At 60.6% G+C, this 14,592-nt stretch carries 14 protein-coding genes and 1 pseudogene; 5 read left to right on the top strand and 10 right to left on the bottom strand.

All coding sequences use genetic code 11. From position 1 onward, the window contains the following. Positions 1-56 precede the first annotated feature (56 nt). A complete protein-coding gene (locus IB245_RS10195) occupies positions 57-722 on the top strand; it encodes an FKBP-type peptidyl-prolyl cis-trans isomerase (RefSeq protein WP_192227482.1) in 666 nt (221 codons plus the stop codon). Between the two features lie 60 nt (positions 723-782). Here the strand turns inward: IB245_RS10195 and IB245_RS10190 are convergent, their stop codons facing one another. From IB245_RS10190 to IB245_RS29355, 8 genes and pseudogenes are all read right to left on the bottom strand, one after another. Further along, positions 783-1,241 carry an Rsd/AlgQ family anti-sigma factor gene (locus IB245_RS10190; protein WP_032828552.1) on the bottom strand — a complete coding sequence of 153 codons (459 nt, stop codon included), beginning with the start codon at positions 1,239-1,241 and terminating at the stop codon, positions 783-785. 178 nt (positions 1,242-1,419) lie between these two features. Further along, positions 1,420-1,971 carry a disulfide bond formation protein B gene (locus IB245_RS10185; RefSeq protein WP_192227481.1) on the bottom strand — a complete coding sequence of 184 codons (552 nt, stop codon included), beginning with the start codon at positions 1,969-1,971 and terminating at the stop codon, positions 1,420-1,422. Between the two features lie 230 nt (positions 1,972-2,201). After that, on the bottom strand, positions 2,202-3,440 hold the full coding sequence (locus IB245_RS10180) for a heme biosynthesis protein HemY (RefSeq protein ID WP_192227480.1): 1,239 nt from the start codon (positions 3,438-3,440) through the stop codon (positions 2,202-2,204). Next, positions 3,437-4,591 (bottom strand): uroporphyrinogen-III C-methyltransferase, encoded by a 1,155-nt coding sequence (locus tag IB245_RS10175; protein WP_192227479.1) that lies wholly within the window; start codon positions 4,589-4,591, stop codon positions 3,437-3,439. Before IB245_RS10175 ends, IB245_RS10180 begins: the two co-directional genes overlap by 4 nt. Before the next feature lie 16 nt (positions 4,592-4,607). After that, positions 4,608-5,375, bottom strand: coding sequence for a uroporphyrinogen-III synthase (locus IB245_RS10170; RefSeq protein WP_192227478.1), 768 nt, complete (start codon positions 5,373-5,375; stop codon positions 4,608-4,610). After that, positions 5,372-6,313: a hydroxymethylbilane synthase gene (gene hemC / locus IB245_RS10165; RefSeq protein ID WP_192227477.1), complete on the bottom strand. Its 942-nt coding sequence runs from the start codon at positions 6,311-6,313 to the stop codon at positions 5,372-5,374. The genes IB245_RS10170 and hemC overlap by 4 nt, the downstream gene beginning before the upstream one ends. 138 nt (positions 6,314-6,451) lie before the next feature. Next, positions 6,452-7,198, bottom strand: coding sequence for a LytR/AlgR family response regulator transcription factor (locus IB245_RS10160; protein ID WP_008024350.1), 747 nt, complete (start codon positions 7,196-7,198; stop codon positions 6,452-6,454). Continuing rightward, positions 7,195-7,404, bottom strand: a pseudogene (locus IB245_RS29355) (sensor histidine kinase); the annotation flags it as partial. The gene IB245_RS10160 and the pseudogene IB245_RS29355, both read right to left, overlap by 4 nt. 241 nt (positions 7,405-7,645) lie before the next feature. On the opposite strand from IB245_RS29355, the gene argH reads away from it, so the two are divergent. Beyond that, a complete protein-coding gene (argH, locus tag IB245_RS10155) occupies positions 7,646-9,040 on the top strand; it encodes an argininosuccinate lyase (RefSeq protein WP_008024352.1) in 1,395 nt (464 codons plus the stop codon). Positions 9,041-9,096: 56 nt separating this feature from the next. Here the strand turns inward: argH and IB245_RS10150 are convergent, their stop codons facing one another. Both IB245_RS10150 and IB245_RS10145 read right to left on the bottom strand, forming a co-directional pair. After that, positions 9,097-9,771 carry a glutathione S-transferase family protein gene (locus IB245_RS10150; RefSeq protein ID WP_008024354.1) on the bottom strand — a complete coding sequence of 225 codons (675 nt, stop codon included), beginning with the start codon at positions 9,769-9,771 and terminating at the stop codon, positions 9,097-9,099. A gap of 197 nt (positions 9,772-9,968) precedes the next feature. Then, positions 9,969-10,628: a glutathione S-transferase family protein gene (locus IB245_RS10145; RefSeq protein WP_008040635.1), complete on the bottom strand. Its 660-nt coding sequence runs from the start codon at positions 10,626-10,628 to the stop codon at positions 9,969-9,971. Positions 10,629-10,753: 125 nt separating this feature from the next. Between IB245_RS10145 and IB245_RS10140 the strand changes: the two genes are divergently transcribed. The 3 genes from IB245_RS10140 (at position 10,754) to IB245_RS10130 (ending at position 14,590) form a co-directional block, all read left to right on the top strand. Continuing rightward, a complete protein-coding gene (locus IB245_RS10140) occupies positions 10,754-11,038 on the top strand; it encodes a hypothetical protein (protein ID WP_008024357.1) in 285 nt (94 codons plus the stop codon). Between the two features lie 270 nt (positions 11,039-11,308). Further along, the gene (locus IB245_RS10135) at positions 11,309-11,554 is read left to right on the top strand and encodes a TIGR02647 family protein (protein ID WP_008024358.1); all 246 of its coding nucleotides are present in this window, start codon (positions 11,309-11,311) and stop codon (positions 11,552-11,554) included. Between the two features lie 192 nt (positions 11,555-11,746). Beyond that, a complete protein-coding gene (locus IB245_RS10130; RefSeq protein ID WP_192227476.1) occupies positions 11,747-14,590 on the top strand; it encodes a class I adenylate cyclase in 2,844 nt (947 codons plus the stop codon). Positions 14,591-14,592: the final 2 nt, after the last annotated feature.

The raw sequence follows: 14,592 nt of genomic DNA, 5'->3' as shown, positions 1-14,592 counted from the left end.
CTGTCGAACGCATTCACACTGGCATAATCTGCCGCATCTCAGGTCGGAGAGTGCCCATGTCGCGCTACCTTTTTTTATCGCTGTGCGTGTTTTTTTCCATCGCCCAAGCCGCCGAAAAAACCAAGGAAAATGAAGCTCACGATCTCGCTTACAGCCTGGGCGCGAGCCTCGGCGAACGCTTGCGCCTGGAGGTTCCCGACCTGCAACTGCAGGCGCTGGTCGAAGGTTTGCAGCAAGCCTATCAAGGCAAACCCCTGGCCCTGAAAGATGAGCAGATCGAACAGATTCTGACCGAGCACGAAGCGCAGACAGCTTTGCAGTCGCCTCCGCCACAGAGCGAAGCCGCCCTCGAAAAAGAGCACCGATTTCTCGCCGAAGAAAAAACCAGACCCGGCGTTCGCGAACTGGCCGATGGAATATTGCTGACGGAGCTGACACCTGGCACCGGCGCGAAAGCCGGTCCGAATGGCAAGGTTCAGGTGCTGTACGTCGGTCGTCTTCCCGACGGCACCGTGTTCGATCAGAACACCCAACCGCAATGGTTCAGTCTCGACAGCGTGATCAGCGGATGGCGCAGCGCGCTGCAAAACATGCCGGTCGGTGCGAAGTGGCGATTGGTGATTCCATCGGCTCAGGCCTATGGCGCCGACGGTGCCGGCGACTTGATCGAGCCGTTCACGCCGCTGGTATTCGAAGTCGAATTGCGCGGCGCCACCAGCTAAACAGCGGAAACAAAAAACGGCGCGCAAAGCGCACCGTTTTGAGGTGTGGCGGGAAAGGATTCAGGCCTGAACCGAATCCACTTCCTTGTGAGCGGTGTGCAGCACTTCGATCAGGCAGTCTTCCAGTTCGAAGCGTTCGTGCAACAGGCCACCCAGCTCTTTGAATTTCTCTGCGACGCATTTGCCTGCGTCACACAGGTCGTTGAACGCGAGCAGCTTCTCGGTGATGACGTCGATGCGCGGGTAGATGGTCTCGGCGAGTTCAAGGCCACGCTTGTCGTTGAAAGCCTTGGCCTCCCCCGTCAGCTGTTCGTAGATCTCGAAGTGCCCGGCAGACACGTAATCGACCAGCACGCCGCAGAATTCCTGCAAAGGCTTGCGGTTCTCACCCAGCGCCTCAGGCTTGGCGCCGAGATCATCATAGGCCCGAACCAGTTCGTGACGTTCCTGCAACCAGCGATCGATCAGCAGATGCACTCCACCCCAGCGTTCCTGAGCATTCTGACAACTTTCGAGCATGGCGGTCTCTCTTCCCTTGTGGGTCATGCTGCTCTACACCTGTCGCACACTTGAAGATCAAGAGTCGGCCAGGCAGAGCGTCATTCGAGCAACATAATTCCAATGACACGTGCGGGCCAGATTATGCCCGCGCGACTGTGGCTTCAAGGTACGCAGCAGATAAAGTTCATACAAGTGTTTAATCGCCGACCAGCGCCCGGTGCGACGACGTGCCGCTGAGCGGTCGCTGACAAGCGATCCAGACCACGCGCAGCAACTGGTAAACACTCACGATCGTCATGGCGATGAAGAAGAGCAGACTCCACTCGGGAAGGCTCAGGTCAAACAGCGTCCAGGAAATCTGTGCGCATTCGGCCGCGCCCTTGAACATCTGCTGCACCACATAAACCAAGGGGGTGCTTGCGAACGGGTCCGCCAGGCTGAGCGAGCACGCTGACAGCTGTTGCACCGGATCGCCTTGCAACAACACCTGACGCCACGCTGTCACCGTACCCGCCAGACTGCACAGCAAACCGAGCAGCCAGTACAGGAACGAACCGAAGCGACCGGGGCCATGAACCGAAGCCATCAGGCAGACACCCGTGAGCACCGCCAGGCAAATCCGCTGTAAAAGGCACAGCCCGCAGGGCTTGAGGCCGACTGCATATTCCAGGTAGTAGGAAACGCCCAACGCCAGCGCGCCGGCAATGAAAACCATGAAAAACAAGGAGCGTGAGCAGGCCAACGTCATGGCTTTTCCGTACCAGTAGAGACAAGTGGTTACGGTAGAGGAAAGCGCAGCAGCCTTTCAAGGCAAGCCAGCAAGGACACTTCAGCAGAGGTGTAGGGAATTCCCGACAGAAGCGAGAGGATCAGGTGTAGTCCTCTGTAGGACTTTGCCGTCGAGGCTCTACGAATGTAAGAAAACGTCGCTGCAACACCTACTGCGTGGCGAGGGAGCTTGCCCCCCTCGCCACACAATCAGGCATGAACCGGCGCCGGTAGCGGCGCGGCCAGCAAGCGTTCGTCCAGCAAACCAAGGCCTTCCTGAAACAGCTGGTTGCTGCGCTCGGTGTCGCCCAGTTGCGCCAGCAGCCGAGCCAGCTCGGCACAGGCTTCCGGGTTGCGCTGCACGCGCAGGCTGCTTTCCAGATAGTCCCGGGCCTTGCCCCACAAACTGTTTTGCAGACACAGACGACCAAGGGTCAGCAACAGGCTCGGATCAGCCGGATGATCCTTGAGCCAGCCCTCGGCGGTCTGCAATTGACGCGCAGAGTCACTGCCGCGAACCAGCCCGTAAAGGCGTGCCAGATGGCTGTCGTAGTTGCGCTTGAGCGCCGTTCGCAGGACCTCTTCGGCCTCAACCTGCGCGCCCAGTTGCCGAAGTTGCTCGGCATACGCCAATACCAGTTGCGGTTCCTGGCGCTGAGCCGAGGTGAGTTGTTGCCAGGCGCGGTTGAGCGATTGCAAACCCACCGTCCCGTCTTCTTCCTGACGCGCAGCCAGGGACAGGTTTTCACCCCAGGCCCGGCGCTCAAGTTCGGCCAGCTCGGCCGCTGGCAGGATCTTGTCCTTGCGCAGCTCCGGCAGCAGGCGAATCACCGCCGACCAGTCGCCGCGCTGCTGATGCAAGCGTTGCAACTGGCGCAAGGTCTGTACGTTGTGAGGGTGACGCTCATGCATCGCCTGCAACGTCGAGAGGGCGCCGTCGGTGTCGCCACGGTCGGTTTGCAATTGGGCGTGACTCAGGGCAATCGCCAACTCGGCCTGAGGCTGTCGCTCCAGTGCGCGCTCCAGCAGGTTATCGCTTTCTTCGTAATGACCTTGTTCGTTCGCCGCGCGGGCAGCGCCGAGGTAGTAAAGCAGCGGCTGGCGCTCGGCTTCGGCGGCGCGATGCAGATGACGCTGCGCGCTGGCCCAGCGCCCCTCAGCCAAATCCAACTGACCGTGCTCGATCGCCACTTGCACCCGACGACTGCGATTGCGCCGCGACCATGGGTTGACCACGCCGCTGGAGGTCGTCACCAATTCGATCAACGCCTTGATGCCCCAGAACACCAGCCACAGCACCGCCACCAGCGCCAGGGTGGCCCACAGGCTCGATTCGAAACGAAAGCTCTTGTAGGCGATCAGCACGTAGCCGGAATGCTCGGCAATCGCCAGCCCCAGCGCGGCGGCAACGGCGATGGCCAGAAACACGATCACATAGAGGCGTTTCATGGCGTGGCCTCCTGCGCGGTGCTTGCGGCAGGTTTGGCCATGGGTTTGATCGAGTCCTCGGCGTTGACATTACGTCGCTCGAGATAGCCCTGAACCGCGCTCAGCGTGCCGGTCAGGTCCGGCGTGACCACGGTGACCGGCTGCTTGCTCAGTTCGCCCACCTGCTCGAGCATCACTTTGCTCTGCGGGTTGTCCGGGTTGAAATTACCCTTGAGCACGTCCCGCGCCTCGGCCAGCGCCTGGGTGTAGACCGCAGCCTGACCATTGAGCGCCGCCCACTGCGCCTGCTCCAGCGCCAGGCTCAAGGCCAGGCGCACCTGGCTCAGGCTTTGCCCTGCCAGCAGCGGACGGACATTTTTATCCGCATTGAAATCGATACGGATGTAACGCGAGATCTGATCCCACCACTGCGCCCAACGACTCGCGCCGTCGCCGTCGGCGGTCAGACCCAGCAGCGAATCGCCCCGGTCCTTGTATTCGGGAGCCAGCTCGGTGAGGCTGACCACCTGATCGCGCAGCGCACCCAGTCGCAGGAAAAGACCGGTGCGATCCGGCTGTTCGGTACTGCGCAAGGCGACCAGGGTTTTCGCCACTTGCTCGCGAGCGGCGAAGGAACCTGGATCGTTCTGTTCGCGAAGAATTTCGTCGGCGCCCTGCACCAGCGCCTGAGCGCTGTTGATGTCCTGCAACGCCGAAAGCCGCAGGCTGGCCAGGCGCAGCAAGTGTTCGGCCTCAGCCAGGCGCCAGTCCTTGCGGCTGGCGCCGAGGACGGTTTCCAGGCGTTGATTCAAGCGCTGCTGATCGCCTTGCAGCTGGATCACCAGACGGCTGCGGGCATCGAGTTCTTCGGCGGCAGGCATTTGCTCAAGGCGTGCGCTAAGGCGCTGTTCGTTGAGCTTCAGGCTTTGCGCCTGATCGTTCAACGCCTGCACCTGACTCAACTGCTCCTGCGTATTGGCTTGCAGGTGACGCACCTGCCAGACACCCCAACCGCCCACCGCCACACCGGCGGCGCCCAGCAACAGCGCGACGATTGCCAGCCCATTGCCTCGGCGCTGCTCTGCAGCAGGTGGCGCACTTTCTACCGGTGCATCTACCGGCGCATCGATCAATGGCCGGGAGTCATCTTTAGGCAAGGCTGTTTCGCTCACGTATCCATCCTTTGCATTAGAGAACGGGTTCGGGATGCTCCCGTAACACCGTCAGCAAAGCCGTGGCACTCGCGCCACGACAATCCACAACTGTTTGGGCCCCGGCGGCACGTGCCAGCTCGGCGACCCTGGGGCTTGGTACAAACAACGGCAACTGCGCCAACTGTGGCCAGGCATCGCCGGCCAATTGATGCAGATGCTCAAAACCCTGTCCACTGCTGACCACCAGCCCGTTCAAGCGTTCCGCCTTGATCCGCTCAGGCAGTGTTGCCGGCGGATACTGTGGAAGCTTGCGGCGATACAACTCCAGATAGTCGACACTAGCACCAAGCTCGCGCAAACGCTCAGCGAGCAATTCGCGACCACCCTCCCCACGCAGGATCAGCACCCGTGGATCAGGCTGCTCGACAGCCTCGCGCAACGACGCAAGCTCCAGCAAGGCTTCGCTGTCATCACCCTCGGCCGGGAAACTCACGTCCAACCCGTGTTCATCAAGGATCTGCGCCGTCGCCGCGCCTACGCTGAACCACTTCAGGCGAGGTGCTTGCGGCCAGTACTGGTCGACCAGGTCCACCGCGATTCTGGCGGCGGGTTTGCTGACCACGATCACGGCGCAATAACGATCCAGATCCTGAATCACCTGGCGCATTGTGGCAGAGGCCGGAATCGGTTCAATTTCCAAAAGCGGCAAACTGCTGCTGAAAATCCCCGCTTCGGCCAACACAGCGCTCAGCGCCGCCGACTCATCCGCCGGACGCGTCAGCAGCAGGCGCCAGCCCGTCACTCGTGACCTGCCTCACCGTAGACCGCTTTCAGAATGTCGTTGGCACCCTGGCTCAGGAGGTCTTCGGCCACTCGCACACCCAGTGCTTCGGCATCGGCGCGCGGTGCACGGGCTTCGGAGCTGAGCAGCAGACCGCCGCTCGGATCGCCCACCAGGCCACGCAACCAGATCTGCTCGCCTTCCAGCACGGCGTAGCAGGCGATCGGCACCTGGCAACCGCCATTCAGATGTTTGTTGAGGGCACGTTCGGCGGTGACACGGGTGGCGGTGTCCTGATGGTGCAGCGGCGCGAGCAAGGCGTGAATTTCGCGGTCGGCGGAGCGACATTCAATGCCTACGGCACCCTGGCCACCGGCGGGCAGGCTGTCATCGACGCTGATGGCCGAGGTGATGCGATCCTCGAAGCCCAGTCGAATCAGGCCGGCCGCCGCGAGGATGATGGCGTCGTACTCGCCCGCATCGAGCTTGGCCAGGCGCGTGTTGACGTTACCGCGCAGGAAGCGGATTTCCAGGTCCGGGCGACGGGTCAGCAACTGAGCCTGACGGCGCAGGCTGGAGGTGCCGACGATGCTGCCTGACGGCAATTCGTCCAGGCTGGCATAGGTATTGGAGACGAAGGCATCGCGCGGGTCTTCTCGCTCGCAGATGCAGAACAGACCGAGGCCCTCCGGGAAGTCCATCGGGACGTCTTTCATGGAATGCACGGCGATGTCGGCTTCATTTTCCAGCAGCGCGGTTTCCAGCTCCTTGACGAACAGGCCCTTGCCGCCGATTTTCGACAGCGGCGAGTCGAGCAGCTTGTCGCCACGACTGACCATGGGCACCAACGTCACGAGCAGCCCTGAATGGGCCTCTTCCAGACGGGCTTTGACGTATTCGGCCTGCCACAGGGCGAGAGCACTTTTGCGGGTGGCGATGCGGATTTCGCGAGAGGACATGGATCAATCCGTACTGAATAGATACGGCAGATAATAACAGCTCAACCAAATCCGCTTTGACTTGAATCAGGAATTGCCTGGCCTCCCTGGCCCCGGACGTCCGGCAATCGGGTGAGAAGTTCGCCTGCGGGTGGCGAATTAAAGCTGTTGCATCATTTTGCGCACACCGGCCACATGGCGTCGGCTGACGATCAGGGCGTCACCGTTCAGGCCTTTGAGGAACAGCTGAAAATGCCCCAGTGGCGTGCGTTGCAGGCGTTCGATGCGTTCGCGGGCGACCAGGGCGTTGCGGTGGATTCGCACGAAACGGTCACCGAATTCATCCTCAAGGGCCTTGAGCGGCTCATCCAGCAGCACTTCGCCGCCTTCATGGCGCAAGGTCACGTATTTGTGATCCGCAATGAAGTAGACCACCTGCCCCAACGGGATCAGTTCAATACCTTTACGGGTACGGGCGCTGATATGGCTGCGCGGGCCGCTGCCGGTTTCGGCGGCGGGACGGGTCAAAGCCGCGAGCTGGACGCGATTGGGGCGTTCGGCTTTTTTCAACGCGTCATGCAATTGTTCTGTACGCACAGGTTTCACCAGATAGCCTACGGCGCTGGCCTGTAAGGCTTCCACGGCAAATTCATCGGGACCTGTGCAAAACACCACGGCGGGCGGGGTTTCGCGTTCACACAATCGTGCAGCCACTTGCAGGCCATCGAGGCCCGGCATGCGGATATCGAGCAGCACGATATCCGGTTTGTGGCTGTCGATCAGTGCCAACGCTTCTTCGCCGTTCGTGGCGCTCGGCTCCAGGACACTGTATCCCTCGAGTTCGCCGACCATTCGGCTCAGGCGCTCGCGGGCAAGGGGTTCGTCATCAACGATCAGGACATTCATATTGCGCTGGATTCCTGCGTGAGTCTCGCACAAGGATAGCGTAGACAGGTGAAGTGACGTCTGTCACCGCGATCCACGCTAAGACTAGCGCGAGGGCCAAAAAGTGCCGCCCGTCCGACTGCTAAATTTTTATTTGCCGGGCAATTGGCGGTTGGCGAGGCATCGCCGTAGGGTTTGCTGATACACAATATGAACACCCCCTCTTCTTATCGTCCGCTGCAGCGCCAGGAAGTGCGCTGATCCTACTGTCCAACTGTAGACGGTTGCCGGCACGTTATTGCTCAATTGAAAAATATCGTTGCGCAATTTCCACAATGCCTGCCTTGAGTATGGGTCGACGCATGAGAAAAAAACGTATCGACCAGTGTCAGCGACAGGATTGGCAACCCTGTTATTATCCGCCGCAGCTTTCAACGCCATCTTTCTTCAGCCGATACGAGCGAATTCATGAGCACTGACAAGACCAATCAGTCCTGGGGCGGCCGCTTCAGTGAACCCGTCGACGCCTTCGTCGCCCGCTTCACCGCCTCCGTCACTTTCGACCAGCGCCTGTATCGCCACGACATCATGGGCTCGATCGCCCACGCCACCATGCTGGCCAAGGTCGGCGTGCTGACTGATGCCGAGCGCGACAGCATCACCGATGGCCTGAAGACCATCCAGGGTGAAATCGAGGCCGGCCAGTTCGACTGGCGCATCGACCTCGAAGACGTGCACATGAACATCGAGGCGCGTCTGACCGACCGCATCGGCGTGACCGGTAAAAAGCTGCACACCGGCCGCAGCCGTAACGACCAGGTCGCCACCGACATTCGCCTGTGGCTGCGTGACGAGATCGACCTGATCCTGGGCGAAATCACCCGCCTGCAAAAAGGCTTGCTGGAACAGGCCGAGCGCGAAGCCGGCAGCATCATGCCAGGCTTCACTCACCTGCAAACCGCGCAGCCGGTGACGTTCGGGCACCACATGCTGGCCTGGTTCGAAATGCTCAGCCGCGACTACGAGCGTCTGGTCGACTGCCGCAAGCGGACCAACCGCATGCCGTTGGGCAGTGCCGCGCTGGCGGGCACCACGTACCCGATCGACCGCGAATACACCGCGCAACTGCTGGGCTTCGACGCCGTGGGCGGCAACTCGCTGGACAACGTGTCCGATCGTGACTTCGCCATCGAGTTCTGCTCGGCCGCGAGCATCGCGATGATGCACTTGTCGCGGTTCTCCGAAGAGCTGGTGCTGTGGACCAGCGCCCAGTTCCAGTTCATCGATCTGCCGGACCGTTTCTGCACCGGCAGCTCGATCATGCCGCAAAAGAAAAACCCCGACGTGCCGGAGCTGGTTCGCGGCAAGACCGGTCGCGTCTTCGGCGCACTGATGGGCCTGCTGACCCTGATGAAAGGTCAGCCTTTGGCCTACAACAAGGACAACCAGGAAGACAAGGAACCGCTGTTCGACGCCGCCGACACCCTGCGCGACTCGCTGCGAGCCTTTGCCGACATGATCCCGGCGATCAAACCCAAGCACGCAATGATGCGCGAAGCGGCGCTGCGCGGTTTCTCCACCGCCACCGACCTGGCCGACTATCTGGTGCGTCGTGGCCTGCCATTCCGTGACTGCCACGAAATCGTTGGCCATGCCGTGAAGTACGGCGTGGAAAGCGGTAAAGACCTGGCGGAAATGAGCCTGGAAGAGCTGCGCAAGTTCAGCGACCAGATCGATCAGGACGTGTTCGCCGTGCTGACCCTCGAAGGTTCGGTGAACGCCCGTAACCACATCGGCGGGACCGCTCCGGCGCAGGTCAAGCAGGCGGTGGCTCGCGGCCAGGCGTTGCTCGCCAGCCGTTAAACGGCCTCTGTAACACCTGAGCTCGATGGCTGAAAGGCCATCGAGCTTTTTTATGCTCAGGCTGTCGCGCGCCCAACGGCTCCCACCCGCTGCAAAAAGGCAGGCGCCTCGGCCAGCCGGTCAGCGGCGACTTTTTGTACATTCGGGTTATCCGCCAGGCGCTCCAGCAACGCTTTGGCGCCGGGCATGTCGTCGAGGAAATCGACGTTGAACAAACGCTTTCCGACGTCAACAGCCAGATCGACGCTGTAAAGAAAGTACAAATCGGCCAGGGTGAACTGTTCGCCCGCCACGTACGGCGCAAACCGCGCCCGGTGTTTCAGGGCGGCAAATCCCTTGATCAGGTCTCGCTCGGATTTGGCCTTCAGCGCCTCGGGGGTCGGCCTGCCACCAAAGAACACCTCGACATAACAGACTCGCGCCGGCAGTTCGATATACAACTCGATCTCCTTGGCCATGGCTCGAACGCCTGCCCTTTCAAATGGCGATTGCGGCAACAGTGAAATGCCCGGTTGAGTCTCTTCGATGAAATCGAGGATCGCGTCCGTTTCGCTCAAGAACCCTTGTTCGGTTTCCAGTACCGGCACTTTCCCGCGTGGGCTGACCGCCAGGATGTCCGGGTTCTGGCATCCATGAAACGGAACCGTTTCAAACGGCACGCCTTTCTCCAGGAGTGCCAGTTTGACCATGTTGAAATAATTGCTGGCGGCAAAGCCATACAGTTTGAGCATCGTCGGGTCTCCTTGACCGTGGAGGTTTCCTGATCGGAAACGATCGATGCTCAAAGTAACCAATACCCGGGGCCGTGGAAGAACCCGGTTATTACCGCGTAAGACGCAAATGCCTGAACGGCCCGTCGGACAAGGGCGACGGCCATATGGGACAAAAGATTGCGAATCTTCTGACACACACAATGGCCGCCACTTCTTTATTTCTTGGACGCCACCATCGCCAGGAACGCTGGCATCGCCGCATCCTTGTCCGCCGCAACCCGCTGCACGTTCGGGTTCTGCTCCAGGCGCTCGAGCAATGCCTTGGCCGCTGGCATGTCTGCCAACAGGTCAACACCAAACAACTTGTGGCCCACCGCACAGGCCAACGGCACGCTGTACAGAAAGTACAAATCCGCAATGCTCAGGCTATCGCCTGCAACATAAGGGGCAAACTTGCCGTGCCGTTCAAGCGAGGCAAAACCCAGCAGCAACTCGGCTTTGGTCTTGTCCTTGATGGCGTCGGGTAAAGGCGAGCCGAAAAATGCTTCGCCATAACAGGCACGAGCCGGCAGCTCGATGTACAGCTCGATTTCCTTGGCCAGCGCCAGGACCTGTGCGCGCTCGAAGGGATCGCTCGGCAGCAGCGGCGTGCCTTTCTGGCTCTGCTCGATGTACTCGAGAATCACCGACGTTTCGTTGACAAACCCTTGCTCGACGCGCAGCACCGGCACCTTGCCACGCGGACTGATGGCCAGCGCCTCAGGGCTCTGCCCCGCATAAAACGGCACTTCCTCGAACGGCAGTCCTTTCTCCAGCAGCGCCAGTTTCACCATGTTGTAGTAGTTACTGACGGAAAATCCATAAAGCTTGAGCATCACGAAGCCTCCAGGCCGTGCGGGGGTTGGCAGTGCCTGTTTATAGAACGCCCGGGCGTTTCTCGCCAGCAGCATCACAGCGCTGAATGCAGGTAAACTGCCCGCCTTAACTTGAGGAGCCTGCCATGAGCGAGCCAACCGACATCGATAGCGACGAAGAAGAATTCACCGAAAATACCCTGATCGAAGCGATCGAAAACCAGATCGAGAGCGACAACCCGCCAGCCGCCAAGGCGACCTTCAACAAGTTGACCCTGGTGGGTTACGAGCGTGAGGAAATCCTCAACCTGATGGCTCACGTTTTAGCGGTAGAAATCGACGCGATCCTCGAAGAAGACCGCGCGTTCAACACCGAATGGTACGAAGCGGCACTGCGTGCCTTGCCGGAATTGCCGCCGGAAAAGAAGTAATCCCCCGCCCTTCGTAGGAGGGAGGCTTGCCCGCGAAAGCTCCACCGCGGTCCCTCTGAAACACCGCGTTACCGTTCTTCGCGGGCGAGCCTCGCTCCTACAAACAATCCCCAGGCCTTTCCCCCAGACCCTGACTACACTGGTACGCACCCCGCTGCCGGGGAATGCTTCCCGAAGAGAAAAAACCCTGTCGCGAGCACTGGACATGCCGCGCGAGTGGGATCACCTTAGGGGCGCTGTCGTCCAATTCCTAGAAAGTCTGGAGTCCTTATGTCGCTTACCCCTGAGTTGGTTGCCGAACTGGAAATCCTCGCACTCTTCAACCTGGACAGTTCCCAGGAAGGTTTGAAAATTCATCAGACCGCTGCCCCGAAAGCCATAGCTGCCGCTCAACGCCTGTTCGAAAAAGAACTGATCGACCAACCCGATGGCGGTTATCTGACCAGCCTGGGTCGTGATGCCGCGCAAAGTGTGCAAACCGTTCTCACCATTCTGAGCGTCCAGGAAACAGCCTGACCCACCGTATCGCCCACGGAAACCCCCGCTACGGGATTTCCGCGGGCACTCTTCGATACGAACTGTCGCCCAACGATAGAAATCTGACGCCAAAAAACAAAATCAGCCTGAATATCCCGGGGCCGAGGCGCTAAACTGCCCCTCATCCTGAGATCCTCCACGTCCGAGCCCTGCGAGCCGGTTTGAGCTGACATGACCCGCACCCATGAAATCCGCCCCGATCTGGACGAGGGAATCGACCGCAAGGTTCTCGGTCAGTTGCGCGCACGTTTTCTAAAGCTCAACGAGGGCCGCATGGCGCGGGCCATGGAAGGGCTGTCGACCCGTCAGCAAGGGGTGTTGACCCTGCTGCCGCTGTTTTTCCACGTCAATCATCCGCTGTTGCCAGGTTACGTTTCCGGAAGCACCCCCGCCGGGCTGTCGAACTTCGAGCCTGACGCCAACGCCCTGGCCGAAGCCCAGCGCCTGACCCGCTCGTTTTCATACAAGCCGCGCCACGGCAGCAATCCACCGCGACCGATTCACGGCCTGTTCCTGATGGGCAGCCTCGGCACCCTGGCGCAGGCCGATCAAAGCGACATGGACGTGTGGGTCTGTCACGCACCGGACTTGAGCGAAAGCGAACTCAACGAGCTGCGTAAAAAATGCCAGTTGCTCGAAACCTGGGCCGCGAGCCAGGGTGCCGAGGCGCATTTTTTCCTGATCGACCCGGCCCGCTTCGTGCTCGGCGAGCGGGATAATCAACTCAGTTCGGAAGACTGCGGCACCACCCAGCATTACCTGCTGCTGGACGAGTTCTACCGCACAGCAATCTGGCTGGCTGGCCGCACGCCCATCTGGTGGCTGGTGCCGGTGTACGAAGAGGCTGCGTACGACCGCTACACCCACACGCTGCTGTCCAAACGCTTCATCCGTGCCGACGAAACCCTGGACCTGGGGCATCTGGCGTACATCCCGCCCGGCGAGTTCATCGGTGCCGGGCTCTGGCAGTTGTTCAAAGGGATCGAGTCACCCTACAAGTCGGTGCTCAAGCTGTTGCTGACCGAGGTCTACGCCAGCGAACACCCCAGGGTTCAATGCCTGAGCCTGCGCTTCAAACAAGCGGTGTTCGCCAACCAGCTCGACCTCGATGAGCTGGACCCGTACGTCGTGGTTTACCGGCGAATCGAGGAATACCTCACCGCCCGTGGCGAATCGGAGCGCCTGGAGCTGGTGCGGCGCGCGCTGTACCTGAAGGTCAATCGTAAACTCACTGGCAGCAGCCGCACCCAGAGCTGGCAGCGCTCGTTGCTTGAACGTCTGGCCCACGAATGGCATTGGGATCAGCGTCAACTGGCGCTGCTTGATAGTCGTAGCCAATGGAAAGTCCGTCAGGTCAGTTCCGAGCGCCGGGCGTTGGTCAACGAACTGAATTACAGCTACCGCTTCCTGACCGAGTTCGCCCGCAGCGAACAGACCGTCAGCCTGATCAACAAGCGCGACCTCAACGTGCTGGGCCGACGCCTGTACGCAGCGTTCGAGCGCAAGGCTGACAAAGTCGAGTTCATCAACCCGGGCATCGCCCCGGACTTGGCCGAAGACACCCTGACGCTGGTGCATGCGCCAGACAAGAAAGAATCGGGGCAAACCCAGTGGGGCTTGTACAACGGCAGCCTGACCGCCCTCGAGTGGGAGCATTTCGCACCGATCAAGCGCAGTCGCCAATTGCTGGAACTGCTGACCTGGTGCCATCGCAACGGCGTGATCGATAGCAGCACGCGCCTGGCGCTGCATCCCGGCGACAGTGACCTGAGCGAATTCGAACTGTTCAACCTGCTCGGCAGCCTGCAACAGAGCATCGCCCTGCCCCTGCCCACGGTCGCCGAAGAACCGCTGCTGCGCGCCAGCGTGCCGAGCGAGGTGCTGATTCTGGTGAATGTCGGCGTCGATCCGCTCAAGCATCACCGCGACCTGAACATTCTGATGACCACCGAGCGCACTGACTCGCTGAGTTACGCCGGGGTCCGCGAGAACCTGGTGTTGACCCTGGATCAGGTCACGCTCAACAGCTGGAACGAGGTCTCGGTCAATCGCTTCGACGGCCCTCACGCCCTGCTCGACTGCCTGCGCGATTACCTCAACAACCTGCCGAACGGCCCACAGCAACCCAAGTTGCGGGTGCGTTGTTTCTGCCACAACCGCGCGCAGTTCATTGCGCAACGGGTCGAGGAAGTGATCGACACCGCGCAGAACCTGCTGCTGAGCAAACTCAATCATCGCTACCTGATTCAGGTCCAGCAGCATTATCACGTGCTGGAATTGGTGCCGGGGCAGGTCAATCACGTCGCCCTCGCCACCCTGCCGGCGCTGTTCGACTACCTCGGCGAAGAGCTGGCGAGCTACAGCCCGCTGCACCTGGACCCAATGGCGCTGGAGGATCAGGACCTGGCACTGATTCTGCCCATGGGTCAGCCCGAGTGCATTCAGGTGTTCTACCGGATTCACGATGACCAGGCCGATCTGTACGTGCTGGATGAGTACAATGCCTTGTGGCAGCAGCGCTTGCCCTATCACGACGAACAAAGCCTGCTGGTGCCGTTGCAACGCTTCCTGCAATCGATCCAATACCGGCGCGATGCCTTGCTGCCGATGGACGCAGCCCAGCCACTGAGCCTCGACACGCTGTATTACCAACTGCTGCCGTCGGGTCCCGGACGAGCGCGCCGTGTCGAAGCCCGACTCGCGCCGCAAACTCCGGTCAACAAGCCGTTCTACGATGTGCAGGCGATCGTCGGCAAGGCCGCACCGGGCAAGGTGCAAGTCACGTTGTATTGCAATCAGCGGGAATTTTCAGAGCTGGAGCATGGCGACCAACTGTTCAGTGTGGTCGCCCGGGAAATCGTCGAGCAGCGCCGTGAAACCGAACGCTATCGCTGCTACATCACCGACCTGGACCTGTCGGGCCTGCTCGGTGATGGTCAGAGCTCAAGCAATTTGTACCTGCGCTACAAGGCCGATCTGGAGCGCGCATTGAATGACGCGCTCGAGCTGGTCTGAGG

It is taken from the genome of Pseudomonas sp. PDM02 (assembly GCF_014852285.1).
Lineage (GTDB): Bacteria > Pseudomonadota > Gammaproteobacteria > Pseudomonadales > Pseudomonadaceae > Aquipseudomonas > Aquipseudomonas migulae.
This window is presented reverse-complemented; position numbering and strand designations above follow the sequence as displayed.

Coding starts and splice junctions, on each gene's coding strand:
- IB245_RS10160 (WP_008024350.1), bottom strand. CDS start 7,198: ATGAATGTCCTGATCGTTGATGACGAACCCCTTGCCCGCGAGCGCCTG.
- hemC (WP_192227477.1), bottom strand. CDS start 6,313: ATGTCCTCTCGCGAAATCCGCATCGCCACCCGCAAAAGTGCTCTCGCC.
- IB245_RS10190 (WP_032828552.1), bottom strand. CDS start 1,241: ATGCTCGAAAGTTGTCAGAATGCTCAGGAACGCTGGGGTGGAGTGCAT.
- IB245_RS10145 (WP_008040635.1), bottom strand. CDS start 10,628: ATGCTCAAGCTTTATGGATTTTCCGTCAGTAACTACTACAACATGGTG.
- IB245_RS10150 (WP_008024354.1), bottom strand. CDS start 9,771: ATGCTCAAACTGTATGGCTTTGCCGCCAGCAATTATTTCAACATGGTC.
- IB245_RS10195 (WP_192227482.1), top strand. CDS start 57: ATGTCGCGCTACCTTTTTTTATCGCTGTGCGTGTTTTTTTCCATCGCC.
- IB245_RS10130 (WP_192227476.1), top strand. CDS start 11,747: ATGACCCGCACCCATGAAATCCGCCCCGATCTGGACGAGGGAATCGAC.
- IB245_RS10135 (WP_008024358.1), top strand. CDS start 11,309: ATGTCGCTTACCCCTGAGTTGGTTGCCGAACTGGAAATCCTCGCACTC.
- IB245_RS10140 (WP_008024357.1), top strand. CDS start 10,754: ATGAGCGAGCCAACCGACATCGATAGCGACGAAGAAGAATTCACCGAA.
- IB245_RS10185 (WP_192227481.1), bottom strand. CDS start 1,971: ATGACGTTGGCCTGCTCACGCTCCTTGTTTTTCATGGTTTTCATTGCC.
- argH (WP_008024352.1), top strand. CDS start 7,646: ATGAGCACTGACAAGACCAATCAGTCCTGGGGCGGCCGCTTCAGTGAA.
- IB245_RS10180 (WP_192227480.1), bottom strand. CDS start 3,440: ATGAAACGCCTCTATGTGATCGTGTTTCTGGCCATCGCCGTTGCCGCC.